This is a genomic window from Falsirhodobacter sp. 20TX0035, assembly GCF_028307215.1.
Lineage (GTDB): Bacteria > Pseudomonadota > Alphaproteobacteria > Rhodobacterales > Rhodobacteraceae > Falsirhodobacter.
The window spans coordinates 154,029-180,802 of sequence record NZ_JAQMHV010000004.1 but is presented as its reverse complement, the minus strand read 5'-3'; the positions used below and the strand labels follow the sequence as shown (position 1 = coordinate 180,802).

The following is a 26,774-nucleotide window of genomic DNA, read 5'->3' as shown; positions in this document are numbered from 1 at the left end:
TCCATCATGCACATCCAGATCGACGAGATCGCCAAGACCTTCGGCGCGACCACCGCTTTGCATCCCCTGGCACTGAACCTGCCCTCGGGCGCGCTGGTGGCGCTGCTGGGGCCCTCAGGATCGGGCAAGACGACGCTGCTGCGCATTTTGGGTGGGTTGGAGTTTCCGACCTCTGGCCGGGTGCTGTTCGACGGCGTGGACGCGACCGGCCTGACGGTGCAGGAACGGCGGGCGGGCTTCGTCTTCCAGTCCTATGCCCTGTTCCGCCACATGACCGTGTTCGAGAACATCGCTTACGGCTTGCGCGCGCGTCCCCGCCGGACCCGCCCCGAAGCGGCCGAGATCACCCGTCGCGTCACGAAGCTCTTGGACCTGATCCAGCTGCCGGACATCGGGCAGCGCTATCCCAGCCAGCTGTCGGGTGGTCAGCGCCAGCGCGTGGCCTTGGCCCGGGCCCTTGCGATCGAGCCGCGGATGCTGCTGCTGGACGAACCTTTCGGCGCCCTCGACGCACGTGTCCGCAAGGAGTTGCGGCAGGGCCTGCGCGAGATCCACGACACGACGGGCCTGACCACCGTCTTCGTGACCCACGATCAGGATGAAGCGATGGAACTGGCGGATCTGGTGGTCGTGATGTCCATGGGCCGCATCGAGCAGGTCGGCCGCCCCCAGGACATCCGCGCCGCCCCGGCAACGGCCTTCGTGCGGGAGTTCATCTCGGCTTGAAATTGCCTGCTCGTGTATTTGAAATTGATTGAAATGTGGAGGTCTATCTATCCCGGCCCTCGAAACCTCTGCATTGGCCGCGACTTTTGATGTCCGCTGATGAGGGATCGGCACTTCGATCCGGATAAATGCACGCCCGTGTCGATCTGCTGGGGCAAGGCACGTGGCGGTGGCCTACAATCTCGGCTCCCGTCGAACGAATGCAGTTAAATTGCACCGGGATGTTCAATCAGTATGTAGGTTATCTTTGTCGGGCATGAGAGTTTGAGTGATCAAGAGATCATCGTCATCCGCTCCGACGCGAGCGTGCGGGCGCACGGTGAATCGGGCTACGGACGACAACATCTACATGACCCTTAGGCCCATAAGGACAGCCTGACGTTCAGGGTGACCCAGCGACGACTGGTGAAATCTGCTCCCGATGTTGCGCGCTTATGGAAAGTTGTGCTCCACAACATCAAGCGGGTCATGAATGTCATGCTGATCACCGAGGTGATGGTTGGTTCAGGATGATCATGTTGTCCAGGAAGCACTCGTGACCTCTGTAGCCTACGCGGCTTGATGATATGCTGATCCGAAGGCGGGATCGGTGTGCCCCTTGATGCCGTGAGCCGGGTGAACAATTTCTCCTGTGGGGTCAAGGATGACCTATCGTACTACCTCTTCCACTTCTTCCGAAGCAGGAAGCTGTCATGCCGACAAGGTGGGAGGCAAGGTTGTACCAGATCGTTTACCACTCCACGCTTTCAGACGGCGGCGGACAGGCTCATCGAAAAGGTAGGTTCCGATCCAGGCGATGATAAGAACCGACAGAATGATGGAGATGCCGATCTGAGCTTTGTAATCTTCCCATGAGTTACCAAGAAGTATCTTGAGCACTCCTGTTTGAAGCAGAATAACAGGAGCATGCAGAATGTAGATCCCGTAGGACATGCGGCCCAGATGATTGCATAGGAAGGCGGCAAGTCCATTAACTTGTCGGGCGCCACCCGCTATAACGGTAACAGGAAACACCACTGCGATCCAAAACATCGACAATGCTATTGCGTCTCGAGGAATGAAGACGAATGCGAAGCACAGCATGTACACGTAGATTGGAAGTTTTGGCGTAGCGAGCCTGTGAAGTTGATGCCGATAAATCAGTATGCCCACCCCGAATGATAGCCAGAAGCGGGCGGATCCGCCCAAGGCAGTCGCCATGCTCCAGCCCATGTCCAGGGTGTCGAAGTGAAGGCCTTGTTGGAGCAGAATTGCCAAAGACACGGCGATGACGACAAGAAGCATTCTTGTCCCGAGATGTATCGCGAGGATGGCGTAAAGGATGTTGTACCAGAGTTCTAGGCTCAGGCTCCACGCGGACGAAGCGAATGGGTAAGGCGTAAAGCCCCACTCTACAGCCTCCGGCCAAGGAGCCAGGAAGACAGTCGCAGGCAAGACCCTCAATAACTCCGAAGCGGTGGGCGCTCCCTCCATGTTCATCAGATACTTGGTAATGAAATAAAAAGCACCAAGGCAGCATGCCATAAGGTAAAGCGGATAGAGCCTGAGAACCCTGGTCCATACAAATGACAGGAATGGCCGGCTCCCGTTCGTCAAGGAGCGCTCATACGTGAGGGCGATGACAAAACCGCTCATGAGGAAGAACATGTCAACGGCCAGGAAAGAGCCTTGGAGGAATCTCAGGCCACCGAAGTAATCACCCAGATGATATAGCAGAATGCAAATTGCCGCTATTCCGCGCGCGCCATCTAGCAAAAGGTAATGCGCTCTCTTCTCACTCATCATAATCTACTAAATAAAAACGCCAAAAAGTGCGTTGTTTCCACAGCAGTGTGCCAGTTGTTTGTATGGCTCTACGTTGTGCTCATATACGAATAACGTAGCACGGGTTGTAAATTTCTCAGATAATTAGCTACGATTTTAATATTTAGTGAGTATCGCGCCTGTTCGCTGAGTCCGCAAAGCATAGCTTTGTTATTCCTGCAGGGATGACCGAGTTGGTCAAGCGCTACGCGGGTGCGCCTTCGGTGCCGCTGACCCGGCTGGAAGAGCAGAGTCTTGAGTTGCTAGAAAAGGGCCTGATCAGCGGGATCGCGTAACCGTTGTCGGTGATGCCGCAAGGGGGTCCTTACAGGGCGCTACGGAGGAAGCGGATGCTGGTTTCAGGCAGGTATCGTCAGCGTCAGGATGACTCATTGCAACGACACCGTTTGCGCCCGCACAACGTGTGAACGGCGGCAACTGTTCTCGACCCAAGTTCTGCGTACGAAACACACGAGCGTCAGCAAGCGTGACGTGGGATGTAGCGGTCACGCTTCCTTATGGATAAATGGATGATGCATGTCCTGGCGCGTGGGGACCGGACGTGCGCGTGGACGTCCGAGGCCACGGCGTGATGATGTCTCTGCTCTTCTGTGTGGAGCCGTTCAAGACGAAGATTTGCCGTCATTTGCATATTCAAGCCGATGGTAGGCCCGGAGGGACTCGAACCCCCAACCAAGGCGTTATGAGCGCCCTGCTCTGACCATTGAGCTACAGGCCCGGCAGAATGTGCCTACGTCGAAGCTCGGCCCTGGTCAAGCCGCGTTGCGTGCCGGGCGGTGATCGTCTAAACGCGGGCGAAAGGATCCTGGGGGCTGGCATGACAAGCAAGAACGGACTGACCTATGCCGAGGCGGGCGTGGACATCGACGCGGGCAACGCGCTGGTGGAGCGTATCAAGCCGGCCGCAAAGCGCACGGCGCGCAGCGGCACGGTGTCCGGGCTTGGCGGCTTTGGCGCCCTGTTCGATCTGAAGGCAGCGGGCTACACGGACCCGATCCTCGTGGCGGCCACCGACGGGGTGGGCACCAAGCTGCGCATCGCGATCGACACGGGCCGCGTGGACACGATCGGCATCGACCTTGTCGCCATGTGCGTGAACGACCTTGTCTGCCAAGGGGCGGAGCCGCTGTTCTTCCTCGATTATTTCGCCACCGGCAAGCTGGACGTGGATCAGGCGACGGCCATCGTCGAGGGGATCGCGGCGGGCTGTGAAGCCTCGGGCTGCGCGCTGATCGGAGGCGAGACGGCCGAGATGCCGGGCATGTACCACAAGGGCGATTTCGATCTGGCCGGTTTCGCCGTTGGGGCGATGGAGCGGGGCACGGCGCTGCCGGAAGGTGTCGTGGCGGGTGACGTGCTTCTGGGCCTTGCCTCGGACGGGGTGCATTCCAACGGCTATTCGTTTGTCCGCAAGGTGGTGGAGATGTCGGGCCTTGGCTGGGACGCCGCCGCGCCCTTTGCCGAAGGCTTGCTGGGCGACGCCCTGCTGACGCCGACGCGGCTCTACGTGAAACCCTCGCTGGCTGCCATCCGCGAAGGTGGGGTGCATGCGCTGGCCCACATCACCGGCGGCGGGCTGACCGAGAACCTGCCACGCGTGCTGCCGGAAGGCCTTGGCGCGCAAATCGACCTGAACGCCTGGACCCTCCCGCCCGTCTTCCGCTGGCTGGCCGAGGTGTCGGGCATCCAGCAGCCCGAACTGCTGAAGACGTTCAACTGCGGCATCGGCATGATCCTGTCCGTGTCCGCCGACCGGGCGGAGGCGCTGGAAGCGCTGCTGGCCGGGCAGGGCGAGACCGTGACCCGCCTTGGCCACGTGGTGGAGGGCGAGGGCGTCTCCTACACCGGCGCCCTGCTGTGAAGCGCGTCGCGATCCTGATTTCGGGCGGCGGGTCCAACATGGTGGCGCTGGCCCGCAGCATGACGGGCGATCACCCGGCGCGCTGCGTGCTCGTGGCCTCCAACGATCCGCAGGCCACGGGGCTGGCCCGGGCCGCCGAAATGGGCATCGCGACGGCGGCGGTCGATCACCGCCCGTTCAAGGGCGACCGCGCCGCGTTCGAGGCCGCGCTGCTGGAGCCGATCCTTGCGGCCGCGCCCGACATCGTCTGCCTGGCCGGTTTCATGCGCGTGCTGACGCCCGGTTTCGTGCAGCGGTTCGAAGGGCGGATGCTGAACATCCACCCGTCCTTGCTGCCGAAATATCCCGGCCTTCACACCCATCAGCGCGCCATCGACGCGGGCGACGCCGAAGCCGGCTGCACCGTGCACGAGGTGACGGCCGTTCTGGACAACGGCCCGATCCTCGGCCAGTCGCGCGTGCCCGTCCTGCCGCAGGACACGGCGGCCGATCTCGCCGCGCGCGTTCTGGTGGAGGAGCATCGCCTGTATCCCGACTGTCTTCGGGCCTTTGCCGCACGTTAGGGCGCTTTTCCCCGTTCGCGATCTCGGCTAGACGGAAATGGTCGGACAAACCGGCGGCAAGAGGGCAGAGATGCGGACCATCACCACCACCCAAGAGCTTGAGGACATCTGCCAGCGCGCGAAGGCCCAGGCTTATGTCACGCTGGACACCGAGTTCCTGCGCGAGCGCACCTACTGGTCCAAGCTGTGCCTGATCCAGATGGCGCTGCCCTCGGGCGACGCGGTCCTGATCGACCCGATTGAGGGGGAGATGGATCTGGCGCCCTTGTATGACCTTTTCCGCTGGGAACAGACGGTCAAGGTGTTCCACGCCGCCCGTCAGGATCTGGAGATCTTTTTCGTGGAAGGCGGGGTCTTCCCGAAGCCCCTGTTCGACACGCAGATCGCGGCCATGGTCTGCGGCTATGGCGAACAGGTCGGGTATGAAACGCTGGTCCGCAAGATCGCGCGCGAAAACCTCGACAAGACCTCGCGCTTCACGGACTGGTCCCGCCGCCCGCTGTCCGAGGCGCAAAAGCAATACGCGCTGGCCGACGTAACGCATCTGCGGGTGATCTACGAGAACCTTTCGGCGCAGATTCGGAAGTCGGGGCGCGAACACTGGGTGGCCGAGGAGCTAGCGATCCTTGTCGATCCCGCCACCTACACCGTCCACCCCGAGGACGCGTGGCAGCGGATCAAGACCCGCACCAATTCGGGACGCTTCCTGGCCATCGTCAAGGAACTGGCGCGCTTTCGCGAAACCTACGCGCAGGGCAACAACGTGCCCCGGTCGCGGGTGATGAAGGACGACGCGCTGCTGGAGCTGGCCTCCACCAAGCCCGCAAATGTCGACGATCTGGGCCGGTCGCGCCTGCTGCTGCGCGAAGCGCGGCGCGGAGAGATCGCGGACGGCATCCTTGCCGCCGTGAAGGCGGGACAGGAGATGGCGGCCGACAAGATGCCGAAGCCCGATCCGGTGAAGGATCAGGTGCAGGTCAACCCGGCTCTGGCCGACCTCTTGCGCGTTCTGTTGAAGGCGAAGTCCGAGGATCTGGGCGTGGCGCCGAAGCTGATCGCCTCCTCCGCCGATCTGGACGCGCTGGCGGCGGGCGACCGGGACATCGCGCCCCTGAAGGGCTGGCGGATGGAGGCGTTCGGAAACGACGCGCTGCGCCTGTGCCGGGGCGAGATCGCCCTGTCGGCAAAGGGCAACAACGTCCGCGTCGTGACGCTTTAACGGCTGGACAGGGCGTTCGTCGCCCCGCGCACCACGATCCGGTTCACGCCGGCCAGTGTTTCGTTGGTCAGCGCCGTCGCGGCTAAAATCGTGCGGGTGACCGGGGTGCCGGCCGGCTGCGGGTCCTTGGGTGCGTTCACCCGGAACTCCAGCGTCAGGGTGCCGTTTTCGACCGGCTGCGCCACAAGGGCGGGGCTGTACCAGCCCAGTGTCGGGGCCTGTCCCGCGGCCCGCACGATCGCGCCGTCGGGGGTGCGGTCGACCTCCACGCTCGTGACCTGCTGGATCAGGACGCGTGTGTCTTCCGCCACCTTCGCGGTCCCCATCCCCTCCGGCGTCGGGCTGTTTCCGCCCGAGTTCAGCCATCGTCCGGGATTCAGGCCCCCGCAGCCGGCAAGGGCGGTGGTCAGGATCAGGGCTGCAAGCAACGGGCGGGTCATCGGTGCACTCTCCTTCTGCGTCGCGACGTTGCTAGCCTATCGCTTCCGTGTTGGGAAGGTGGGCTGGACCTTGCCCCACCGCTCGCATACCTCTGACCCGAGGACACAGGAGAGCATCATGGCCACGCAGGCTTTCGAGGACATCGCCGCCACGTTCGAGTTTCTGGACGACTGGGAGGAGCGGTATCGCCACGTGATCGAGCTGGGCAAGGCCATGCCGCCCATGCCGGACGCGCTGAAGGCCCCGTCAACCAAGGTCGAAGGCTGCGCCAGCCAGGTCTGGCTGCACCCGCGGATCGAGAATGCGCGCTTCGACTTCGAGGGCGACAGCGACGCGCTGATCGTGCGTGGCTTGATCGCCGTGCTGCACGCACTTTATGCGGGGGTTCCGGTGGAGGAGATCGGCAAGATCGACGCCGGGGCCGAGCTGGCCCGGCTGGGGCTGGACCGCCACCTGTCGGCGCAGCGGTCCAACGGGGTGCGCGCGATGGTCACGCGCATCCGGGACGTGGCGGCGGCGGCCTAAAGCCGCTCCACCGTCACCTTGCGCATGTCGAAGGCGATGTGGCCCGCCAGACGGGCCGCGTCGGCGTGCGGGGTCTCCACGCTCCACGCCACGGCCGGGGTGGTGGTGGAGGCGTCCACCAGCGCGAAGTGCTGCGTGGTGCCCAAGGCGCGGTCCTCGCGCCCTTCGGCGTCCAGGAAGGCCATCGCCACATCCTCGCGCGGGAAGAGGATGATGGGGGCGAGGGTGTCCTCCTCCAGCTCCAGCGCGTCGGCCGTTTCGGCCAGAACCGCCCCATCGCTGCGAACGACCCAGCGGCCCGGAACCTTGCGGATACGGATATCAGACGCCATGGGCACCTCCATTTGTTGCGATGGGGGCATCATACATGGGATGTTAACGCTGTCACCCCTTAAAGCGGGCGGCCCCTACAGCGGGGCCGCAGCCGTGACCAGCCATTCGCGCGCAGCGTCCGACAAGCGGGGGCCGACCCGCTCCAGGACCTGCGCGTGATAGGCGTCCAGCCAGTCCCGTTCGTCCGGCGCAAGGCGGGCGGAAAGGATCAGGCGGCGGTCGAAGGGCACAAAGGTCAGCGTCTCGAACCGCAGCTGGTCGCGATCGTCCGCGCCGGGGGGCGCCGGTTCCACCACGATCAGGTTTTCCAGCCGGATACCGAAGGCCCCTTCGCGGTAATAGCCGGGCTCGTTCGACAGGATCATGCCGGCTTGCAGCGGCACTTCCGAAATGCGGCTGATGCGCTGCGGGCCTTCGTGCACCGACAGGAAGGCGCCCACGCCGTGGCCCGTGCCGTGGTTGAAGTCGCGCCCGTCCAGCCACAGGTGGAAGCGGGCGATCGGGTCCAGATCGCGCCCGGCCAGCCCCTTGGGCCAGCGCACGCGCGACAGGTTGATCAGCCCCTGCACCACGCAGGTGTAGGCGTCCCGCGCCTCGTTCCCCGGATCGCCGATGGCCATGGTGCGGGTAATGTCGGTGGTGCCGTCGGCGTATTGCGCGCCGGAATCGACCAGAAGCAGTTCGTTCCGGCCCACGGGGCGGTCCGTGTCCTCGGTCACGCGGTAATGCATCATCGCGCCATTGGGGCCCGCGCCGCAGATCGTGTCGAAGCTGATGTCGTGCAGGGCGTTCGTGGCGCGGCGATAGCCTTCCAGCGCGGTGACCACGGCGATCTCGGTCAGGTGGCCCTTCGGCGCTTCCCGGTCCAGCCAGGCGAGGAATTCGATCACGGCGGCGGCGTCGCGCAGATGCGCCTCGCGCATGCCGGCGATCTCGGCCCCGCTCTTGCAGGCCTTCGGCAGGCGGCACGGATCGTCGAGGCCGAGGATCTTGGTCCCTTCCTCCTCCAGCGTCAGGCGCAAGGCAAGAGGGGCGGTCGCCGGGTCCAGCTGCACCGGCCCCTTCAGCGCGCGCAGGGCGGCGGTGAAGGCGGTCGGCGCGTGCAGCGACACCTGAGGGCCCAGATGATCCAGAACCTCGGCCGGGATCTTGGCGGGATCGGTGAACAGGTCCACCCGCGCGTCGTCGTGCAGGATGGCGAAGGCGTGCAGGACGGGGTTGCGCGGAACGTCCGCACCCCGGATGTTCAACAGCCAGCACACGCTGTCGGGCAGGGTGATGATGGCCGCCTTGCCCTTCAGGTCCTTTGCCAGATCCTCACGCTTCTGTTGCGACGTGCGGCCGGCCAGCGCGTCGGGATGAAGGAAGGCCAGACCCTGCGGGGGCGCGGGCTGGTCCGACCAGATGCGGTCCACGAGGTTCGCCACTGGGCGAAGGGTCACCCCGGCCTCGCGCAGCTTGGAGATGTCGTCCTGCGTGTGCAGCCACGGGTCGAACCCGATCTCGCCATGCGTGCGGTCCATGATCCAAGGGCCGGGCAGCACGTCGGGCCAGGGGACGGGGGTGAAATGATCCAGCGCCACCTGCGCCTTCACCTGCGTGCGGTAGCGGCCGTCGATGAAGACGCCCGCCTGATCCGCCAGCACCACGCAGAACCCGGCCGATCCGGTGAAACCGGTCAGCCAGGCCAGCCGGTCGTCCCGGGCCGCCACGTATTCGCCCTGATGGACATCGGCGCGCGGCACGAGGAAGCCCGCCAGACCCTCGTTGCGGATCTGCTGGCGCAGGGCGGCCAGCCGGGGCGGGCCCTGTTCGGGGCTGGCCGAGGAGGTGAAGGTCTGGAACATCAGCCGACTTTCTTCATGCCCAGCACGCGGGCGCGTTTTCGCGGATCGCTGTCGAACAGCGAGGCGAGCTGTTCGGTCATGGCCCCCGCCAGCTGTTCGACATCGGTGATGGTGACCGCACGCTGGTAGTAGCGGGTCACGTCATGGCCGATGCCGATGGCGATCAGCTCGCACGCCTTGCGGCGTTCGACCATCGCGATCACGTCGCGCAGGTGCTTTTCAAGGTAGTTCGCGGGGTTCACCGACAGGGTGCTGTCATCCACCGGCGCCCCGTCCGAGATGACCATGAGGATCTTCCGCGCCTCGGGGCGGGCTGTCAGGCGCCGGTGCGCCCATTCCAGCGCCTCGCCGTCGATGTTCTCCTTCAGGAGGCCCTCCTTCATCATCAGGCCAAGGTTCGGGCGCGTGCGCCGCCACGGCGTGTCGCCACCCTTGTAGATGATGTGGCGCAGGTCGTTCAGGCGGCCGGGCTGAGGCTTGCGCCCGTCGGCCAGCCACGCCTCGCGCGATTGGCCGCCCTTCCAGGCGCGGGTGGTGAAGCCCAGGATCTCCACCTTCACCTGGCAGCGTTCCAGCGTGCGCGCCAGAACATCTGCGCAGATCGCCGCGATGGAGATGGGACGCCCGCGCATAGATCCCGAATTGTCCAGAAGCAGCGTCACGCAGGTGTCGCGGAACTCGGTGTCGTGTTCGACCTTGAAGGACAAGGGCGTGGTCGGGTTGGCGATGACCCGGGCCAGACGGCCGGCGTCGAGGATGCCCTCCTCCAGATCGAACTCCCACGCACGGCTCTGCTGCGCCTGAAGGCGGCGCTGCAGCTTGTTCGCGAGACGGCTGACAGCACCCTTCAGCGGCTCCAGCTGCTGGTCCAGATAGGCGCGCAGGCGTTCCAGCTCCACCGGGTCGGCCAGATCCTCGGCGTGGATCTCCTCGTCGAAGCGGGTGGTGAAGGCGGCGTAGTTCGGATCGGCGTCGGAATGCACGGCGGGGGGCGGGGGCTCGTTCGGCGCCTCGCCCTCGGGCATCTCGGCCTCTTCGCCCTCCTGCTGCTCGTCGCTTTCCTCGGTCGCGACCTGCGCCTGGCTGGCGTCCTGCTGCTCTTCCTGGCTGCGTTCGGGGGTGGCGTCGTCGGGCTGGTCGTCCGCGCCGTCCTGATCGGCCGAGGATTCGGGTTCCTGATCGTCTTGCTCCGCCTCGTCCGAGGCGTCGTCGGACGGATCGTCCATGTCCGGGTCTTCGCCCAGCTGGTCGGCATAGCCCATGTCGGCGATCATCTTGCGCGCCATGCGGGCAAAGGCCGCCTGATCGTCCAGCGTGCCGCTCAGGTCCCCCATCTCGATCCGGTCGCGCCACAACTCCATGACGTTCGCGGCCGAAGCCGGCAGGTCGCGCCCCGTGGCCAGATGGCGCACGAGGTAGCCCGCGGCCACCGCCAGCGGCGCGTCCACGGCCTTCTTGATCTGGCCATAGCCCTTGCGGTCAGCCTCATGCGCGATCTTGGCGTCGATGTTGGTCGCCGTGCCGGGCATGTCGCGCGCGCCCATCGCCTCGCAGCGGGCCGTTTCCATCGCCTCCAGGATGTCGCGCGCCATGGGCCCGGTGGGGGCGTAGCGGGCGGCGGTTCCTTCGTCGTGATAGCGATGGCGCAACGCGAAGGCGTCCGCCGTGCCGCGCGCCAGCAGAACCTCGTCCCGCGTCATGCGGCGGGTAACCTGCGGCAGGCGCATGCCTTCGCGCGTCAGGCCGGGCGGGTCGACCGAATAGCTGACCGTCAGCTCCCGGTCCCGGGCCATGGTCTTCGTCGCCTCGGCCAAGGCCTTCTTGAACGGGTCGGCGGGGTTATCGGGCTGTTTGCTCATGATGCCTCCGGGGGCGGGCGCCTCACTTCATTGCGGTCGAGGCGGCGCTTTCGGGCAGCTCTTCGCCAAAGCAGCGCTGGTAGAACTCGGCCACGGTCTGGCGTTCCAGCTCGTCGCACTTGTTCAGGAAGGTCAGGCGGAACGCGTAGCCCACGTTGCGGAAGATCTCGGCGTTCTGGGCCCAGGCGATCACGGTGCGCGGCGACATGACGGTGGACAGGTCCCCGTTCATGAAGGCGGTGCGGGTCATGTCGGCCAGCGTCACCATCTGGCCGATTTCTTTCCGGCCCTTCTCGGTGTTGTAGTGGGGCGCCTTCGACAGGACGATGTTCACCTCGGCGTCGTGGCGCAGGTAGTTCAGCGTGGCCACCAGGCTCCACCGGTCCATCTGGCCCTGGTTGATCTGCTGGGTGCCGTGATACAGGCCCGTCGTGTCGCCCAGGCCCACGGTGTTGGCCGTCGCGAACAGGCGGAAGGACGGGTGGGGGGTGATGATCTCGTTCTGGTCCAGCAGCGTCAGCTTGCCGTTCGCCTCCAGCACGCGCTGGATCACGAACATCACGTCGGCGCGGCCCGCGTCATATTCGTCGAAGACGATGGCGCAAGGGTTGCGCAGCGCCCAGGGCAGGATGCCTTCCTGGAACGCCGTGACCTGCTTGCCGTCGATCAGCTTGATCGCGTCCTTGCCGATCAGGTCGATCCGCGACACGTGGCTGTCAAGGTTCACGCGCACCGACGGCCAGTTCAGGCGGCTGGCCACCTGTTCGATATGCGTGGATTTCCCCGTGCCGTGATAGCCTTGGATCATGACGCGCCGGTTATAGGCAAAGCCCGCGAGGATGGCGAGCGTGGTGTCCGGATCGAACTTGTAGGTGGAATCCTCCTCGGGCACGCGGTCCGTGCGTTCGGCGAAGCCTTTCACCTTCATGTCGGTGTCGATGCCGAAAACCTCGCGGACAGAGATTTCCTCGGTGGGTTTTGCGGGCAGGTCCAGCATGACGTCTTCTCTCCTGATGGCGTACCCGTTTGATGTAACATTCACAAACGTGGTGCAAGGGCGGAACCCCGGAAAGCGTGTCCCGTTTCGTTCATGGCAACATCGGAGGAGTTATCCATGCGCTTTGACAACAAGATCGTGGTCGTGACCGGAGCGGGCTCGGGCATTGGCGAGGCGACGGCCCGCCGCTTCTCGGCCGACGGGGCCACGGTTCTTCTGGTGGCACGGAGCGAGGAGAAGTTGTCGAAGGTGGCAGCCAGCCTGCCATCCGACCGGACCGAATGGATCAGCGCCGACCTGTCGACCGAGGAAGGCGCCCGGGCGTTGGCCGCAAAGGCGCAGGCGATGGGCGGCGCGGACGTTCTGGTCAACAATGCGGGCATCGCGGTGGGCGGCACGATCGAGGAGGTGAGCGTCGAAGACTGGAACAAGCAGATCCAGACGAACCTGACCGGCTATTTCCTTGTGACAAAGTTCTTCTGGGACCAGCTGAAGGCCAAGAAGGGGAACGTCGTGATGACGTCGTCCGTGTCCGGTCTTGGCGGCGACTGGGAGATGTTCGCCTACAACGCGTCCAAGGGCGGGATCACCAACATGGTGCGCGCGCTGGCGCTGGACGGGGCGAAGCTGGGCATCCGCGTGAACGCCGTGAACCCGGCGCTGACGAAGTCCGACATGACCAAGGACATGCTGGACGACGCGGCGCTGATGGCCAAGTTCCGGGAACGCCAGCCGCTGGAAGCGCCGGCCGATCCGTCGGGCGTGGCGGACGCCATCGCCTTTCTTGCGTCCCCCGACGCGCGGCTGATCACCGGGGTGAACCTGCCCGTCGATGGCGGCGTCATGGCCTCCAACGGGCAGCCCCCGCAATGATCACTCGCGGAAGTGGCGGCTGTCCTTGATCTGGTCCCAGGCCCAGACGACCTCCTGCAGCCGCTCCTCGTCCGCACGGTTGCCGCCGTTCATGTCGGGGTGCAGGTCCTTCACAAGGCTCTTGTACTGCTTGCGGATCTCGATGCGCGTCCAGGTGTCGCGCGCGTCGAGGATTTCCAGCGCCTTGCGTTCGGTCGGCGGCAGCTTGCGGGTGGCCGTTGACTTGCCGGGGTTCTGGGTCGCCTTTTCCCCGAGGATCTGAAGCGGGTCGTTCACGCCTAGGCGGGACCAGACATGGCCTTCGTCCGGCCGCTTGGTCGGCCCCCACTGCCGGTCCTGCTCCAGAAAGGCCGAAAAATCGTCCTCTGTCTTGCCTTGGAAGAAGTTCCACTTCAGGTTGTACTCGCGGACGTGCTCCTTGCAGAACCACACGTACTGGTCCAAGTGATCTGGGGACAGCGGCGCGCGGTACAGCCCCGCCTCGGAACAGCCGGGGGCCTGACAGGTCCGTGTCGATGTTTCCTGCGCCCCCGACATGCCACGCCGGCCTGTCTTGCGGCGTTTTTTGTCCGTGGACACGCGCATGTCGAAGTCGAAGGGGGATTTGGTCATCGTCAGGGCCTTTCCGAGTCGGAGGCGTGAGTTTAGACATTTGAGCGCCGAGGAGAAGAGGGGCCGCCATCACAATGACCATCACCGAGCAGATACATGCCTGTCTTCAGGACGCTTTTCACCCGACCCGGCTGGTCGTCACCGACGACAGCGAAAGCCATCGCGGCCATTCCGGTTTCCGCGAAGGGGAGGAGACCCATTTCAACGTGAAGATCCGGGCCGCGGCCTTTGCGGGCCAGTCGCGGATCGCCCGCCACCGGGCCGTGCACGCGGCGCTTGGGGATATCGTGCGGCGCATCCATGCGCTGGCACTGGATGTGGACGCCTGAAGGAAAGAATTCAATGACCGTTCGTCTTGCCGACTACACCCCGTTCTCACACCCGCTGGACCGCGTGGCGCTGACCTTCCGCCTGTCGCCCGATGCCACGCGCGTTCTTGCTGTGTTCCAGTTCGGGAAAGGCGGCACCTCGCTGCGGCTGGACGGGGAACAGCTGCGCCTGATCGCCTGCAGCATCGACGACGTGCCGGTGGACGCCGTGCCGGATGCCACCGGTCTGACCCTGACCGTGCCCGATCGCCCCTTCGTGCTGGAAACGGAGGTGGAGATCGCCCCCGCGGCCAACACCGCTCTGGAAGGCCTTTACATGTCGAACGGCATGTATTGCACGCAGTGCGAGGCGGAGGGCTTCCGCAAGATCACCTTCTATCCCGACCGTCCTGACGTGATGGCCCGGTTCCACGTGCGCGTCGAAGGGGATCTGCCGGTCCTGCTGTCGAACGGCAACCTTGTGGCGCAAGGCGACGGCTGGGCCGAATGGGACGATCCCTGGCCCAAGCCCGCCTATCTGTTCGCGCTGGTGGCGGGCGATCTGGTGGCGCATTCGGACCGCTTCACCACCATGACCGGCGACGACGTGGCGCTGAACATCTGGGTGCGCCCAGGGGATGAAGGCCGCTGCGCCTATGCGATGGACAGCCTGATCCGCTCGATGCGCTGGGACGAGGAGGTGTATCGCCGGCCCTATGACCTGTCGGTGTTCAACATCGTCGCGGTGGACGATTTCAACATGGGCGCGATGGAGAACAAGGGGCTGAACATCTTCAACTCCAAATACGTGCTGGCCCTGCCGGAAACCGCGACGGACGACGATTTCGCGCGGATCGAGGCGATCATCGCGCACGAGTATTTCCACAACTGGACCGGCAACCGTATCACCTGCCGCGACTGGTTCCAGCTGTGCCTGAAGGAAGGGCTGACCGTCTTCCGCGATCAGCAGTTCAGCGCCGACATGCGAAGTGCTCCCGTGAAGCGGATCGAGGATGTGCTGACCCTGCGCGCCCGCCAGTTCCGCGAGGATGCGGGTCCGCTGGCCCATCCCGTGCGCCCGGCCGCGTATGAGGAGATCAACAACTTCTACACCGCCACGGTGTACGAGAAGGGGGCCGAGGTCATCGGCATGCTGAAGCGTCTGGTGGGGGATGAGGGGTATGCCAAGGCGCTGAACCTTTATTTCGACCGGCATGACGGGCAGGCCTGCACGATCGAGGATTGGCTGACGGTGTTCCAAGACGCCACGGGCCGCGACCTGTCGCAGTTCAAGCGCTGGTACACGGAGGCCGGAACCCCGCATGTGGTGGCCGAGGAGGCGTGGGACGGCCACACCTTCACCCTGACCTTCCGCCAGACGGGCGCCGGGGGGCCGAAGGTGATCCCCCTCGCCACGGGCCTGCTGGGGCAGGACGGAACGGAGGTGCGGGCCACGGAGGTGCTGCAACTGACCCAGCCGGAGCAGAGCTTCCGCTTTGAAGGGCTGACGGAACGCCCCGTTGCGTCGATCCTGCGCGGCTTCTCGGCCCCCGTGGTGCTGGAAAAGGCCACGAGCGCCGAGGAGCGGGCCTTCCTGCTGGCCCATGACACCGACCCCTTCAACCGATGGGAAGCGGGACGGGCGCTCGCCAAGGACGGCCTGACGCGGATGGCGACGGAAGGCGGCGCGCCGCCCGCCCTGTGGCTGGACGCGCTGGGGGCGCTGGCCGCGGACGAAAGCCTCGACCCCGCCTTCCGCGCGCTGGCCCTGCGCCTGCCGGGGGAGGAGGACATCGCCCAGACCCTTGCCCGTTCCGGCGTGACGCCCGACCCGGAGGCGATCCACGCGGCCCGCCGTCGCATGACGCGTGCGCTGGCCGAACGGCTGGAGTCGGATCTTCCCGCGCTGACCGCACCCGTGCCCGGACCATGGTCGCCGGATGCGGGGCAGGCGGGGCGGCGCAGTCTTCGCATGCAGGCGCTGGGCCTTCTGTCCCATCTGGACGGGGGGCAGGCGGCGCAGGGGGTGTTCGACACCGCCACCAACATGACCGAGGAGGTCGGCGCTTTGTCAGCCCTTCTGGACGTGGGCGCTGGCGCAGAGGCGCTGGAGGCGTTCCACGCGCGCTGGCAGGACGACCGTATCGTGATGGACAAGTGGTTCACGCTGCAGGTCCTGTACGCGGCCGACGCGCCGGCCGTGGCCGACCGCCTGACGCGGCACCCGCTGTTCGACCTGAAGAACCCGAATCGTTTCCGGGCCCTGTTCGGCGCGCTGTCGGCCAATCATCGCGGGTTCCACAAGGCGGACGGCTCGGGCTACCGGCTGCTGGCGGACTGGCTGATCCGGCTGGACCCGCTGAACCCGCAGACGGCCGCGCGCATGTCGCAGGCCTTTGACGGGCTGAGCCGGTACGACGTCGACCGTCAAGCCCTCATGCACGCGGAACTGGCGCGCATCCTGTCCGCGCCCGGCCTGTCGCGCGATCTGGCTGAAATGGCGGGCCGGATGGCGGGATAACAGGCGGAAATGAACCGGTGGAGGCGCGGCGCACTTGCCTTTTGGGCTGCGCCGCGCCATGTCATGATAACGCCGCCGTGTAGGTTGAAAGACGATGAGAGACCGTATTGACCCCCTGATTGCCGAGCGTGCGCCTTGGCTTTTCCGTGGGCGCCCGCACCATCGTCTGGCCTATGCGGCCCTGACCCGCATGCTGGGATACGAGCGGACCCTGACTCTGGGCGAGGAATACCGTGATCTTCCCACCCCCGAAATGATGGGGCGCCTTGCGAAGATCATCGCCAAGGACATCCAGATCACCGGGCTTGAAAACATCCCGCGCAACGGACCGGCGATGATCGTCGCAAACCATCCGACGGGGATTGCGGACGGTGTGATCCTGCATCATCTGCTGTCGCCCCTGCGGCCGGACTTGTTCTTCTATGCCAACAGCGACATCCTGCGCGTCATGCCGCAGATGATCGACCTGATCTGCCCGGTCGAATGGCGGATGGAAAAGCGGTCGCTTCAGAAGACGCGCGAAACAATGGACTACACTCGCAAGGCGATGGAGGCCGGTCGTCTGGGCGTCATCTTCCCCTCGGGGCGTCTGGCCAAGCGCACGGGCCTGAAGCTGATGGAACGTCCCTGGATGGCCTCGGCTGCGATGATCGCGCGCAAGTTCGACGTCCCGGTGATCCCGCTGAACATCCGGGCCCGCAACTCCACCCTGTTCTATCTGTTCGACCTGATCCACCCGACGCTGCGCGACATCACCCTGTTCCACGAGGTGCTGAACAAGCACCGCCAGCCCTACCGCGTGACCGTGGGTCATCCCATCGCGCCCGAGCGCATTCCGGCGAAGTCCGAGGAGGGGATCGAGATGCTGCGGGCCGAGACGCTGGCGCTGGGCGGGGAGTACGCGCCGGCGGTCAGTCTGGTTCAGATGACGAAGCTGCCCAGCTTTCGGACCGTTCCGCCCCTGACCACGCCTTGAAGGCGGTCGCCGAATAAAGAAAAGGCCTGACCGGATCGGTCAGGCCTTTTGCATTTCACAGGGCGCAGTAGGCCTGCGAACGGGTCCAGTTCGCCATTTCCACCCGCTTGGCCGAAGATCGGAAGGGTGCCCAGTCGCGGCCCATGCCGCTGCGGCCCTGCGGTCCGGCAACCATGTTGTCGCGCGCGACCTGGGTGGAGGCGATGTTGACGGCGCAAGCGAGGTTCTTGGCGCCGTTCTTCAACTCCGACGCAGTGGTGGCCTCGCAGTCATAGGCGCGGGCCGTGCGCGGGTCGATCTGCACAAGGCCGATCCATTTGCCGCCACCACCAGCGGCCGCCGGGTTCCACGTGCTTTCATGCTTGGCGAGCGCCGACAGCATGGCCGTCCAGAAGGCGCGGCGCTCGTCGACCGAGGCGGTGCGGTAGCCGGGGCACCAGGTGTCGATGTCAGCGGGGATAAGACGGCTCAGATCCGTGTCGTTGCGGCTGACGGCCGCAAGGGTCTGCTGGGTCCAGGTCTTGCCTTCGGGGCGGAAGTCCCAACGCATGGCGGGCAGGGCGGTGGCCTGCGTGGCCGAGGTCTGGGTGGTTGCACAGCCAGCGATGGGCAGCGCAAGCAACGCGCCGAAAACAAGTGTCCTGATCTTCATCGGTTCCGACATGGGTGGCACCGCACTCCGTGGGCGGCTCGGTGCTTTTGAACGAAGAGGTTCCTTCCGGCAACCGGAACGCGCATTGGTCGGCGCGATCTCGCCGAATGTGCGTGTGCGCACAGGGTTGCCGGGGGGGGAAGGAGGGCTTAAAACGACGCTCGTGCAAGAGGATGACCCATGCTTGATCTGACTTATGAGACCCCGAAACCCAAGGTGATCGCCGGTGCGCGCGACGATTGGGAGCTGGTGATCGGCATGGAGATCCACGCGCAGGTGTCGTCCAATGCGAAGCTGTTTTCGGGCGCGTCCACCGGATTCGGGGCGGAACCGAACAGCCACGTGTCCTTCGTGGACAGCGCGATGCCGGGGATGCTGCCCGTCATCAACGAATTCTGCGTGGAACAGGCGGTGCGCACCGGTCTGGGCCTGAAGGCAGGGATCAACCTGCGTTCGGCCTTCGACCGCAAGAACTACTTCTATCCGGACCTGCCGCAGGGCTACCAGATCAGCCAGCTGTATCACCCCATCGTGGGCGAGGGCGAGGTTCTGGTGGAAATGGGGCCCGGCGTCGCGCGTCTGGTGCGGATTGAGCGGATCCATCTGGAGCAGGACGCGGGCAAGTCGATCCACGACATGGACCCGGCCAACAGCTTCGTCGACTTCAACCGCACGGGCGTCGCGCTGATGGAGATCGTGAGCCGTCCCGACATCCGCGGGCCGGAAGAGGCGGCGGCCTATGTCACGAAGCTGCGCCAGATCCTGCGCTATCTGGGCACCTGCGACGGCAACATGCAGAACGGCAACCTGCGCGCCGACGTGAACGTCTCGGTCTGCCGTCCGGGCCAGTACGAGAAGTATCAGGCGACGCAGGATTTCAGCCATCTTGGCACGCGGTGCGAGATCAAGAACATGAACTCCATGCGGTTCATCCAGGCGGCCATCGACTACGAGGCACGCCGCCAGATCGCCATTCTGGAGGATGGCGGCACCGTCGTGCAGGAAACCCGCTTGTACGATCCCGACCGGAACGAGACGCGATCGATGCGGTCGAAAGAGGAGGCGCACGACTACCGCTATTTCCCCGATCCCGACCTTCTGCCGCTGGAGATCGAGCAGGCTTGGGTGGACGACGTCGCGGCGTCGATGCCGGAACTACCGGACGCGAAGAAGGCCCGCTTCATGGGCGACTTCGGGCTGACCGACTATGACGCCAACGTGCTGACCGCCGAACTGGACGCCGCGGGCTTCTTCGAGGAGGTCGCGAAGGGCCGGGATGGCAAGCAGGCCGCGAACTGGGTCATCAACGAGCTGTTCGGCCGCCTGAACAAGGAGGGGCTGGCGATCGACGCGTCCCCCGTATCCGCGGCGCAGTTGGGTGGCGTGCTGGACCTGATGGCCTCGGGCGACATCTCGGGCAAGATGGCCAAGGACCTGTTCGAGATCGTCTGGACGGAAGGCGGCGACCCAGCCGAGATCGCGGCCGCGCGCGGCATGAAGCAGGTGACCGACACCGGCGCGATCGAGCGGGCGGTGGACGACATCATCGCGGCGAACCCCGCGCAGGTGGAAAAGGCCAAGGCCAATCCGAAGCTGGCGGGCTGGTTCGTGGGGCAGGTCATCAAGGCCAGCGGCGGCAAGGCTGCGCCCGCAATGGTGAACGAGATCGTGCTGAAGAAGCTTGGCCTTTGATGCAGCCCGACCCGCTCGCCAGCTATAACGAGCGGGTCAAGCTGGTCGCGGCGTTCTACAACGCCATCGGTCTGGGGATGATCGCGGTTGGGGTTTTGCGGCCGTTGTCGGAGGGTACCGCGATCAGCGGGCTTGCAATTTCGATCTGGATCGCGGGCGGGCTGGCTTTTCATGCACTGGCGCTCTATATTCTCCGCTATATGAAGAAGGGAGTGACGCCATGACGTTCTTCGATTACGGCCTTCCGCTGATTGCGCTTGCCATGGGCGGCTGCGGTCTTCTGGTTGTCCGAGAGATGTCGCGCCGGTTCGACCGCAAGATGGCCGAAGTGGCGCAGCGGAAACATCACCCCGCCGAGTGATCCGTCTGATCCAAAGGAAAAGCCGCCCCGAAGGGCGGCTTTGGTGTTTCTTGTCTGTGGAAGAAGCCGCCCCCAAGGGCGGCTTTTCCATTCTCAATCGGTGGAGGTGCGGATGTTTTCCTGCAGGCCGGCCGGGATGTCGCGCGGCGGCGTCATCGAGGCGACGGGCTGCGGTTCGCCGTTCAGGGCGGCGTGCAGCTTGTCCATGTCCAGCTCGCCCTCCCACTTCGCGACGACCAGAGTGGCCACGGCGTTGCCGACGAAGTTGGTCAGGGCGCGGCATTCGGACATGAAGCGGTCCACGCCAAGGATCAGCGCCATGCCCGCCAGCGGAACCGTGGGAACCACGGACAGCGTGGCGGCCAGCGTGATGAAGCCCGCGCCGGTGATGCCCGCGGCGCCCTTGGACGACAGCATGGCGACCAGCAGCAGCAGGATTTCCTGACCAAGCGTCAGGTCGGTGTTCGTGGCCTGCGCGATGAACAGCGCGGCCATCGTCATGTAGATGTTCGTGCCGTCGAGGTTGAATGAATACCCGGTCGGCACGACCAGACCCACGACCGAGCGCGAGGCGCCGGCGCGTTCCATCTTCTGCAGCAGCGAGGGCAAGGCCGCTTCGGAGGACGAGGTGCCCAGAACCAGCAGCAGCTCCTCCTTGATGTACTTGATCAGCTTGAAGATCGAGAAGCCGTTGTAGCGGGCCACGGCACCCAGGATGACGATCACGAACAGCAGGGCCGTGATGTAGAAGCAGATCACCAGCGCCGCGAGGTTGATGACCGAACCGATGCCGTAGCGGCCGATGGTGAAGGCCATCGCGCCGAAGGCGCCGATCGGGGCGGCCTTCATCAGGATGCCGACCAGCTTGAAGATCGGATAGGTGAGCGAGGTCAGGAACTCGGTCACCGGGCGGCCACGTTCGCCCACCATGGCGAGCGCGACGCCGAACAGGACGGAGATGAACAGCACCTGCAGGATGTCGCCCGCCGCGAAGGCACCGACCAGCGTGGTCGGGATGATGTTCATCAGGAAGCCGGTGATCGTCGTTTCATGCGCCTTGGCGGCGTAGTCGTTCACCGCGCTTGCATCCAGCGTCGCCGGATCGATGTTCATGCCGGAGCCCGGCTGGATGATGTTCGCCACCACCAGGCCGACGATCAGCGCCAGGGTGGAGAAGGTCAGGAAGTAGATCATGGCCTTGCCGGCGACACGACCGACCTTCTTCATGTCGGTCATGCCGGCGATGCCGGTCGACACGGTCAGGAAGATCACGGGCGCGATGATCATCTTCACCAGCTTGATGAAGGCGTCGCCCAGGGGTTTCAGGCTGGCCGCGAATTGCGGATAGAAATGTCCCAGCAGAATCCCGAGGATGATCGCCACGATCACCTGGAAATACAGATGGGTGTAGAATGGTCCAGCTTTCTTGGGCGGTTCACCCGCTGTCGGTTCGTAATGCAATGGATGTCCTCCTCAAGTCCCCATTCGCGCCCTGCCGCGTACGGTCAGAGTGGTCGTAAGCGATTATACGCTTTAAGGCACTTGTGCAATTTTTCTGTGGCGCGGCGGATGCCCGCACCGGCTTCCGCCAGTGGATGTTGCGACGCTGCATCGGACCCCTTCCAAAATCGGCGGTTTTGCCGCAAAGGAGGATCATGACAGGTTTCAGCTTCGACATTCACGCCACCGACGGAAAGGCCCGCACGGGCACGATCCACACCCCGCGTGGAGAGATTCGCACGCCCGCCTTCATGCCGGTTGGCACCGCCGCCACGGTGAAGGCGATGCTGCCCGAAAACGTGCGGGCCACGGGCGCGGACATCCTTCTGGGCAACACCTATCACCTGATGCTGCGGCCCACGGCCGAACGGATCGACCGCCTTGGCGGGCTCCACCGCTTCATGAACTGGGAGCGTCCGATCCTGACCGACAGTGGCGGGTTCCAGGTGATGAGCCTGACCGCCCTGCGCAAGCTGACGGAGGAGGGGGTGCGCTTCAAGAGCCACATCGACGGCTCTTCCCACCACCTGACGCCGGAGCGGAGCATGGAGATCCAGCGCCTGCTGGGATCCGACATCGTGATGGCCTTCGACGAATGCACACCATTTCCGGCTGATGAAAAAACGGCGCGCCGGTCGATGGAATTGTCCATGCGGTGGGCGCAACGGTCGCGCGACGCCTTTGGCGATCAGCCGGGCCACGCGCTGTTCGGGATCCAGCAGGGCAGCGTCTTCCCCGACCAGCGCGCCGAAAGCGCGGAAAAGCTGCAATCCATCGGCTTTGATGGTTACGCCGTCGGCGGTCTGGCGGTAGGCGAGGGGCAGGAGATGATGTTCGACGTCCTGAACTACGCCCCAGGCATGCTGCCGGCGGACAAGCCGCGTTATCTGATGGGCGTGGGCAAGCCCGACGACATCGTGGGCGCCGTGGAACGCGGCATCGACATGATGGACTGCGTGCTGCCGTCGCGTTCCGGGCGCACGGGGCAGGCCTTCACGCGGCGCGGCGTCATCAACATCAAGAACGCCCGCCACATGGACGATCCCCGCCCGTTGGATGAGGAGTGCACCTGTCCCGCCTGCCGCAACTATTCCCGTGGCTACCTGCATCACGTGATGCGCGCGGGGGAGATCATCAGCTCCATGCTCATGACCTGGCACAACCTGCACTACTATCAGGAACTGATGCAGGGCCTGCGCGACGCGATCGCCGAACAGCGCCTTCCGGCCTTTGTGGCCGACTTCCACGCCCGCCGTGCCGAAGGCGACATCGATCCCCTTTGACGGCTGCGTGAACCGCGTGCCATGTTCCGTCTTGGTTCCAGCGGAATGGTTGACTTGGATGGGTCGCACCACCAGATAGGGAACTCAGCCGGGGAAGGCCGAGCGTTGCCGATGCACGGGACCAGAGCCTTCCTGCGAAAGGACCGAAGATGAACGAGACACTTGCTCCAAGTTACCCCGTGTTGCCGCTGCGTGACATCGTGGTCTTCCCGCACATGATCGTTCCGTTGTTCGTGGGCCGCGAGAAGTCGGTGCGCGCATTGGAAGAGGTCATGTCCGAGGATCGCCAGATCCTGCTGTCGTCGCAGATGGACCCGTCGGTGGACGATCCGGGCACCGACGGCATCTACCGCACGGGCGTTCTGGCCAATGTGCTGCAACTTCTGAAACTGCCGGACGGCACCGTGAAGGTGCTGGTCGAAGGCAAGTCGCGCGTGCGCATCACGGATTTCGTCTCGAATGACCGCTTCTTCGAGGCACATGCCGAGACGCAGGACGAGGTCGCGGGCAACGAGGAAACGGTCGACGCCATGCTGCGCGCCGTGGCCGACGAATTCGAACGCTACGCCAAGATCAAGAAGAACATCCCCGAAGAGGCGCTGTCGGCCGTGTCGGAATCGACCGATCCCGCCCGTCTGGCCGACCTTGTGGCCGGGCACCTTGGCGTGGACGTGGCGCAGAAGCAGAAGCTCTTGGAAACGCTGGACGTGGGTCAGCGCCTTGAAGGCGTCTACGGCCACATGCAGGGCGAGATGAGCGTTCTTCAGGTCGAGAAGCGCATCAAAAGCCGCGTCAAGAACCAGATGGAGAAGACGCAGCGCGAATATTATCTGAATGAGCAGATGAAGGCCATTCAGAAGGAGCTGGGCGACGGCGAGGACGGCCAGAACGAGGTGTCCGAACTGGAAGCCCGGATCGCGGCCACCAAGCTGTCGAAGGAAGCCCGCGAGAAGGCCGACGCCGAGATCAAGAAGCTGAAGTCGATGTCCCCGATGAGCGCCGAGGCGACCGTCGTGCGCAACTACCTCGACTGGCTCTTGGGCGTGCCGTGGGGCGTGAAGTCCAAGGTGAAGAAGGATCTGGGCAAGGCGCAGGCCATCCTGGACGCCGATCACCACGGGCTGGAAAAGGTCAAGGAACGCATCACCGAGTATCTGGCGGTACAGGCGCGTGCGACGAAGCTGAAGGGGCCGATCCTGTGCCTCGTCGGCCCTCCGGGCGTGGGCAAGACCTCGCTCGGCAAGTCGGTCGCGAAGGCGACGGGGCGCGAGTTCATCCGCATCAGCCTTGGCGGCGTGCGCGATGAATCCGAGATACGGGGCCACCGCCGGACCTATATCGGCTCCATGCCCGGCAAGATCATCCAGGCGCTGAAGAAGGCCAAGACCACCAACCCGCTCATCCTGCTGGATGAGATCGACAAGATGGGGCAGGACTTCCGCGGCGATCCCGCTTCGGCCATGCTGGAGGTGCTGGATCCGGAACAGAACGGCACGTTCACCGACCACTATCTTGAGGTGGAATACGACCTGTCGAACGTGATGTTCCTGACCACGGCGAACTCCTACAACATGCCGGGGCCGCTTCTGGACCGGATGGAGATCATCCCGCTGTCGGGCTATACCGAGGACGAGAAGCGCGAGATCGCGAAGACCCACCTCGTGCCGAAGCAGATCGAGAACCACGCCCTGAAGGCGGGCGAATTCGCGGTCACGGATGGCGCGCTGACCGAGGTGATCCAGTCCTACACCCGCGAGGCGGGGGTGCGGAACCTGGAGCGTGAACTCGCGAAGCTGGCCCGCAAGGCGGTGACGGAAATCGTGAAGGGCAAGGCCACGTCCGTCGAGGTGACGGAAGCCAACGTGGCCGAGTTCCTGGGCGTCCCGCGTTATCGCCACGGTCTGGCCGAGAAGGAGGATCAGGTCGGTGTCGTGACCGGTCTGGCCTACACCTCGGTCGGGGGGGAACTGCTGCAGATCGAGGCGCTGCGCCTGCCGGGCAAGGGCCGGATGAAGACGACCGGCAAGCTGGGCGACGTGATGAAGGAGTCCATCGACGCGGCGTCCAGCTACGTCCGGTCCATCGCGCCGGAACTGGGCGTGAAGCCCCCGCGGTTCGAGACGATGGACATCCACGTCCACGTTCCCGAAGGGGCCACCCCGAAGGACGGGCCGAGCGCCGGTCTGGCGATGGTGACGTCGATCGTGTCGGTGCTGACGGGAATCCCCGTGAAGAAGGACATCGCCATGACCGGCGAGGTCACGCTTCGCGGCAACGCGCTCCCCATCGGCGGGTTGAAGGAGAAGCTTCTTGCGGCGCTGCGGGGCGGCATCAAGACGGTGCTGATCCCGGTCGAGAACGAGAAGGACCTGGCCGAGATCCCGGACAACGTGAAGCAGGGGCTGAAGATCATCCCCGTGACCCATGTCCGTGAGGTTCTGCGCGAGGCGCTGGTGCGGATGCCGGAGCCGGTGGAATGGGACGAAGCGGCCGAGGAGGCCGCTGCGGCCCGCCGGATGGCCGAGCAGCCGGTGCATCAGCAAACGGCCCACTGATCCCAGAGACGCGCCTTCGGGCGCGTCTTTTTCTTTCCAAGGCCTGAAAAAGCGGTATCGTTCGGACTGATTGTCACGTTTGGGATGAACAGCATGGCCACCAAGACGACCGCACGCGCGACCCGCGCCCCGAAGGCGAAAGCGCCCGAGGCCGAAGCCAAGCCGGAAGCCGAACTGAAGGAAGCCGCCGAGGTCACGAAGCTGCCCGACCTCGTGGACATGGTCGTGGAGGCCACGGGAAAGAACCGCAAGGAAGCGCGCCCGATCATCGACGCCTTCCTGGCGGCGATGACGGCCAAGATCACCGCCGGCGACGATCTGGTCCTGCCGCCGCTGGGGCGCCTGAAGGTGATCAAGCGCAACGAGGAAAACGGCGTCGTCACGCTGAAACTGCGCCCGCAGAACACGGATGCAAAAAGCGCAAAAAAGGCTCTTGCAGAGGACGACGAGTAGGGCTAAACCCCCGGCATCGGGCGATTAGCTCAGTGGTAGAGCGCTTCGTTCACATCGAAGATGTCGGGGGTTCAAATCCCTCATCGCCCACCATCCCGATACATTGCGGGCCGTTAGCTCAGTTGGTAGAGCGTTTCGTTTACACCGAAAATGTCGGCGGTTCGAGCCCGTCACGGCCCACCATGACGGCGACGTCAGGGAACCAAATCCTTCCGCAGGCGCTGTGATGCGCAATGTCCAGGGAAGGTCACAGCATGAAACAGAATGACGAGACGGGCAAGAAGGGCGTACGCGGGCCGATGCGCATCGTCTTTGCCATCATCATCGTGGGCATCATCGCGATCGTCGCGACCTCCTTCTTCGCGGACCGTGGTCCCCAAGCGGATGACACCACGGGTCCGGCCACCCAGACCAACTGATCCAAACCTTTACGGCATCTGAAGGCCCCGACCGGGGCCTTCCGCTTTCGGTCATCTTCCTGCGCGAAGTTGGACGCCCGGCGAAAGCCAGTGTCAGCAAGAAGGATGGAAGATGGCCAACAGATTTGCAGGGGCCGAAAAGGGCGTCACCGCAGCGGCGTTCGGCGCGGTGGCGGTCACGCCGTCGGACAGCGCCGACTTGGCGGAGGATGTCCGCGCCCTGACGATCGGCACGGCAGGGACAGTCCGGTATGTCAGCTCCGACGGCGTCACCTATGCCACCGCCGAACTGCCGATCGGAACCTATCCGATGTTCGCCCGCCGCATCCTTGCGACGGGCACCACGGCCGGCAAGATCACCGGCTGGATCTAGG

Annotated in this window: 26 protein-coding genes and 3 tRNA genes; 19 read left to right on the top strand and 10 right to left on the bottom strand. The window is 64.7% G+C overall.

Translation table 11 applies throughout. The features are described 5' to 3' along the window. Positions 1-6 precede the first annotated feature (6 nt). The gene (locus PIJ50_RS07525; protein ID WP_271974080.1) at positions 7-726 is read left to right on the top strand and encodes a sulfate/molybdate ABC transporter ATP-binding protein; all 720 of its coding nucleotides are present in this window, start codon (positions 7-9) and stop codon (positions 724-726) included. A gap of 690 nt (positions 727-1,416) precedes the next feature. On the opposite strand, the gene PIJ50_RS07520 is transcribed toward PIJ50_RS07525, so the two are convergent. Beyond that, positions 1,417-2,508 (bottom strand): acyltransferase family protein, encoded by a 1,092-nt coding sequence (locus PIJ50_RS07520; protein ID WP_271974079.1) that lies wholly within the window; start codon positions 2,506-2,508, stop codon positions 1,417-1,419. A 684-nt stretch (positions 2,509-3,192) separates the two neighbouring features. Further along, a tRNA-Ile gene (locus tag PIJ50_RS07515) sits at positions 3,193-3,268 on the bottom strand. A 99-nt stretch (positions 3,269-3,367) separates the two neighbouring features. Between PIJ50_RS07515 and purM the strand changes: the two genes are divergently transcribed. The 3 genes from purM to rnd all read left to right on the top strand — a co-directional run bounded on the left by purM (position 3,368) and on the right by rnd (position 6,193). Beyond that, a complete protein-coding gene (purM, locus tag PIJ50_RS07510) occupies positions 3,368-4,411 on the top strand; it encodes a phosphoribosylformylglycinamidine cyclo-ligase (RefSeq protein WP_271974078.1) in 1,044 nt (347 codons plus the stop codon). Further along, entirely contained in the window at positions 4,408-4,974 is a 567-nt protein-coding gene (purN, locus tag PIJ50_RS07505) for a phosphoribosylglycinamide formyltransferase (RefSeq protein WP_271974076.1), read from the top strand. The genes purM and purN overlap by 4 nt, the downstream gene beginning before the upstream one ends. Before the next feature lie 70 nt (positions 4,975-5,044). After that, the gene (gene rnd, locus PIJ50_RS07500; protein ID WP_271974075.1) at positions 5,045-6,193 is read left to right on the top strand and encodes a ribonuclease D; all 1,149 of its coding nucleotides are present in this window, start codon (positions 5,045-5,047) and stop codon (positions 6,191-6,193) included. On the opposite strand, the gene PIJ50_RS07495 is transcribed toward rnd, so the two are convergent. Further along, the gene (locus tag PIJ50_RS07495) at positions 6,190-6,633 is read right to left on the bottom strand and encodes a hypothetical protein (RefSeq protein ID WP_271974073.1); all 444 of its coding nucleotides are present in this window, start codon (positions 6,631-6,633) and stop codon (positions 6,190-6,192) included. The genes rnd and PIJ50_RS07495 overlap by 4 nt on opposite strands. A 118-nt stretch (positions 6,634-6,751) precedes the next feature. On the opposite strand from PIJ50_RS07495, the gene PIJ50_RS07490 reads away from it, so the two are divergent. After that, entirely contained in the window at positions 6,752-7,159 is a 408-nt protein-coding gene (locus tag PIJ50_RS07490) for a SufE family protein (RefSeq protein WP_271974071.1), read from the top strand. Here PIJ50_RS07490 and PIJ50_RS07485 read toward each other — a convergent pair. From PIJ50_RS07485 to cobS, 4 genes are all read right to left on the bottom strand, one after another. After that, positions 7,156-7,491: a DUF427 domain-containing protein gene (locus tag PIJ50_RS07485; protein ID WP_271974069.1), complete on the bottom strand. Its 336-nt coding sequence runs from the start codon at positions 7,489-7,491 to the stop codon at positions 7,156-7,158. The genes PIJ50_RS07490 and PIJ50_RS07485 overlap by 4 nt on opposite strands. 75 nt (positions 7,492-7,566) lie before the next feature. Further along, complete coding sequence (locus PIJ50_RS07480; protein ID WP_271974068.1) at positions 7,567-9,339, bottom strand: aminopeptidase P family protein; 1,773 nt, start codon at positions 9,337-9,339, stop codon at positions 7,567-7,569. Next, positions 9,339-11,198: a cobaltochelatase subunit CobT gene (cobT, locus tag PIJ50_RS07475; RefSeq protein WP_271974066.1), complete on the bottom strand. Its 1,860-nt coding sequence runs from the start codon at positions 11,196-11,198 to the stop codon at positions 9,339-9,341. The genes PIJ50_RS07480 and cobT overlap by 1 nt, the downstream gene beginning before the upstream one ends. A gap of 22 nt (positions 11,199-11,220) precedes the next feature. Further along, positions 11,221-12,195, bottom strand: a complete 975-nt coding sequence (cobS, locus tag PIJ50_RS07470; protein ID WP_271974064.1) for a cobaltochelatase subunit CobS — start codon at positions 12,193-12,195, stop codon at positions 11,221-11,223. A 117-nt stretch (positions 12,196-12,312) separates the two neighbouring features. On the opposite strand from cobS, the gene budC reads away from it, so the two are divergent. Beyond that, positions 12,313-13,068, top strand: a complete 756-nt coding sequence (budC, locus tag PIJ50_RS07465; protein ID WP_271974063.1) for a meso-2,3-butanediol dehydrogenase — start codon at positions 12,313-12,315, stop codon at positions 13,066-13,068. Here the strand turns inward: budC and PIJ50_RS07460 are convergent, their stop codons facing one another. After that, positions 13,069-13,680, bottom strand: coding sequence for a J domain-containing protein (locus tag PIJ50_RS07460; RefSeq protein ID WP_271974061.1), 612 nt, complete (start codon positions 13,678-13,680; stop codon positions 13,069-13,071). Between the two features lie 74 nt (positions 13,681-13,754). On the opposite strand from PIJ50_RS07460, the gene PIJ50_RS07455 reads away from it, so the two are divergent. The 3 genes from PIJ50_RS07455 (at position 13,755) to PIJ50_RS07445 (ending at position 17,485) form a co-directional block, all read left to right on the top strand. Continuing rightward, complete coding sequence (locus PIJ50_RS07455) at positions 13,755-14,009, top strand: BolA family protein (RefSeq protein ID WP_271974060.1); 255 nt, start codon at positions 13,755-13,757, stop codon at positions 14,007-14,009. Between the two features lie 13 nt (positions 14,010-14,022). After that, entirely contained in the window at positions 14,023-16,509 is a 2,487-nt protein-coding gene (pepN, locus tag PIJ50_RS07450) for an aminopeptidase N (protein WP_271974058.1), read from the top strand. 94 nt (positions 16,510-16,603) lie between these two features. Next, complete coding sequence (locus tag PIJ50_RS07445; RefSeq protein WP_271974056.1) at positions 16,604-17,485, top strand: lysophospholipid acyltransferase family protein; 882 nt, start codon at positions 16,604-16,606, stop codon at positions 17,483-17,485. Positions 17,486-17,540: 55 nt separating this feature from the next. Here PIJ50_RS07445 and PIJ50_RS07440 read toward each other — a convergent pair whose 3' ends face one another. Next, complete coding sequence (locus PIJ50_RS07440; protein WP_271974054.1) at positions 17,541-18,137, bottom strand: lytic transglycosylase domain-containing protein; 597 nt, start codon at positions 18,135-18,137, stop codon at positions 17,541-17,543. Positions 18,138-18,317: 180 nt separating this feature from the next. Between PIJ50_RS07440 and gatB the strand changes: the two genes are divergently transcribed. From gatB to PIJ50_RS07425, 3 genes are read left to right on the top strand one after another with little or no spacing between them, the layout of a single operon-like run. Continuing rightward, positions 18,318-19,829, top strand: coding sequence for an Asp-tRNA(Asn)/Glu-tRNA(Gln) amidotransferase subunit GatB (gene gatB / locus PIJ50_RS07435; protein WP_271974053.1), 1,512 nt, complete (start codon positions 18,318-18,320; stop codon positions 19,827-19,829). After that, complete coding sequence (locus tag PIJ50_RS07430) at positions 19,829-20,053, top strand: hypothetical protein (RefSeq protein ID WP_271974052.1); 225 nt, start codon at positions 19,829-19,831, stop codon at positions 20,051-20,053. Before gatB ends, PIJ50_RS07430 begins: the two co-directional genes overlap by 1 nt. Beyond that, positions 20,050-20,190 carry a hypothetical protein gene (locus PIJ50_RS07425; protein WP_271974051.1) on the top strand — a complete coding sequence of 47 codons (141 nt, stop codon included), beginning with the start codon at positions 20,050-20,052 and terminating at the stop codon, positions 20,188-20,190. The genes PIJ50_RS07430 and PIJ50_RS07425 overlap by 4 nt, the downstream gene beginning before the upstream one ends. 93 nt (positions 20,191-20,283) lie before the next feature. Here PIJ50_RS07425 and PIJ50_RS07420 read toward each other — a convergent pair whose 3' ends face one another. Beyond that, on the bottom strand, positions 20,284-21,651 hold the full coding sequence (locus tag PIJ50_RS07420; protein ID WP_271974050.1) for a dicarboxylate/amino acid:cation symporter: 1,368 nt from the start codon (positions 21,649-21,651) through the stop codon (positions 20,284-20,286). A 191-nt stretch (positions 21,652-21,842) separates the two neighbouring features. Between PIJ50_RS07420 and tgt the strand changes: the two genes are divergently transcribed. From tgt to PIJ50_RS07385, 7 genes are all read left to right on the top strand, one after another. Continuing rightward, a complete protein-coding gene (tgt, locus tag PIJ50_RS07415; protein ID WP_271974190.1) occupies positions 21,843-22,973 on the top strand; it encodes a tRNA guanosine(34) transglycosylase Tgt in 1,131 nt (376 codons plus the stop codon). Between the two features lie 149 nt (positions 22,974-23,122). Continuing rightward, the gene (lon, locus tag PIJ50_RS07410; RefSeq protein WP_271974048.1) at positions 23,123-25,528 is read left to right on the top strand and encodes an endopeptidase La; all 2,406 of its coding nucleotides are present in this window, start codon (positions 23,123-23,125) and stop codon (positions 25,526-25,528) included. A gap of 93 nt (positions 25,529-25,621) precedes the next feature. After that, positions 25,622-25,981, top strand: a complete 360-nt coding sequence (locus PIJ50_RS07405; RefSeq protein WP_271974046.1) for an HU family DNA-binding protein — start codon at positions 25,622-25,624, stop codon at positions 25,979-25,981. A gap of 18 nt (positions 25,982-25,999) precedes the next feature. After that, a tRNA-Val gene (locus PIJ50_RS07400) sits at positions 26,000-26,074 on the top strand. A 14-nt stretch (positions 26,075-26,088) separates the two neighbouring features. Beyond that, a tRNA-Val gene (locus PIJ50_RS07395) sits at positions 26,089-26,164 on the top strand. Positions 26,165-26,235: 71 nt separating this feature from the next. Then, positions 26,236-26,400, top strand: coding sequence for a hypothetical protein (locus PIJ50_RS07390; protein WP_271974044.1), 165 nt, complete (start codon positions 26,236-26,238; stop codon positions 26,398-26,400). Between the two features lie 112 nt (positions 26,401-26,512). Further along, complete coding sequence (locus PIJ50_RS07385; protein ID WP_271974042.1) at positions 26,513-26,773, top strand: spike base protein, RCAP_Rcc01079 family; 261 nt, start codon at positions 26,513-26,515, stop codon at positions 26,771-26,773. Position 26,774 lies beyond the last annotated feature (1 nt).

Coding starts and splice junctions, on each gene's coding strand:
- gatB (WP_271974053.1), top strand. CDS start 18,318: ATGCTTGATCTGACTTATGAGACCCCGAAACCCAAGGTGATCGCCGGT.
- PIJ50_RS07445 (WP_271974056.1), top strand. CDS start 16,604: ATGAGAGACCGTATTGACCCCCTGATTGCCGAGCGTGCGCCTTGGCTT.
- PIJ50_RS07455 (WP_271974060.1), top strand. CDS start 13,755: ATGACCATCACCGAGCAGATACATGCCTGTCTTCAGGACGCTTTTCAC.
- PIJ50_RS07385 (WP_271974042.1), top strand. CDS start 26,513: ATGGCCAACAGATTTGCAGGGGCCGAAAAGGGCGTCACCGCAGCGGCG.
- PIJ50_RS07520 (WP_271974079.1), bottom strand. CDS start 2,508: ATGAGTGAGAAGAGAGCGCATTACCTTTTGCTAGATGGCGCGCGCGGA.
- PIJ50_RS07405 (WP_271974046.1), top strand. CDS start 25,622: ATGGCCACCAAGACGACCGCACGCGCGACCCGCGCCCCGAAGGCGAAA.
- PIJ50_RS07440 (WP_271974054.1), bottom strand. CDS start 18,137: ATGAAGATCAGGACACTTGTTTTCGGCGCGTTGCTTGCGCTGCCCATC.
- PIJ50_RS07525 (WP_271974080.1), top strand. CDS start 7: ATGCACATCCAGATCGACGAGATCGCCAAGACCTTCGGCGCGACCACC.
- rnd (WP_271974075.1), top strand. CDS start 5,045: ATGCGGACCATCACCACCACCCAAGAGCTTGAGGACATCTGCCAGCGC.
- PIJ50_RS07390 (WP_271974044.1), top strand. CDS start 26,236: ATGAAACAGAATGACGAGACGGGCAAGAAGGGCGTACGCGGGCCGATG.
- purM (WP_271974078.1), top strand. CDS start 3,368: ATGACAAGCAAGAACGGACTGACCTATGCCGAGGCGGGCGTGGACATC.
- PIJ50_RS07460 (WP_271974061.1), bottom strand. CDS start 13,680: ATGACCAAATCCCCCTTCGACTTCGACATGCGCGTGTCCACGGACAAA.
- lon (WP_271974048.1), top strand. CDS start 23,123: ATGAACGAGACACTTGCTCCAAGTTACCCCGTGTTGCCGCTGCGTGAC.
- PIJ50_RS07485 (WP_271974069.1), bottom strand. CDS start 7,491: ATGGCGTCTGATATCCGTATCCGCAAGGTTCCGGGCCGCTGGGTCGTT.
- PIJ50_RS07430 (WP_271974052.1), top strand. CDS start 19,829: ATGCAGCCCGACCCGCTCGCCAGCTATAACGAGCGGGTCAAGCTGGTC.
- PIJ50_RS07490 (WP_271974071.1), top strand. CDS start 6,752: ATGGCCACGCAGGCTTTCGAGGACATCGCCGCCACGTTCGAGTTTCTG.
- pepN (WP_271974058.1), top strand. CDS start 14,023: ATGACCGTTCGTCTTGCCGACTACACCCCGTTCTCACACCCGCTGGAC.
- PIJ50_RS07495 (WP_271974073.1), bottom strand. CDS start 6,633: ATGACCCGCCCGTTGCTTGCAGCCCTGATCCTGACCACCGCCCTTGCC.
- PIJ50_RS07425 (WP_271974051.1), top strand. CDS start 20,050: ATGACGTTCTTCGATTACGGCCTTCCGCTGATTGCGCTTGCCATGGGC.
- cobT (WP_271974066.1), bottom strand. CDS start 11,198: ATGAGCAAACAGCCCGATAACCCCGCCGACCCGTTCAAGAAGGCCTTG.
- budC (WP_271974063.1), top strand. CDS start 12,313: ATGCGCTTTGACAACAAGATCGTGGTCGTGACCGGAGCGGGCTCGGGC.
- cobS (WP_271974064.1), bottom strand. CDS start 12,195: ATGCTGGACCTGCCCGCAAAACCCACCGAGGAAATCTCTGTCCGCGAG.
- PIJ50_RS07480 (WP_271974068.1), bottom strand. CDS start 9,339: ATGTTCCAGACCTTCACCTCCTCGGCCAGCCCCGAACAGGGCCCGCCC.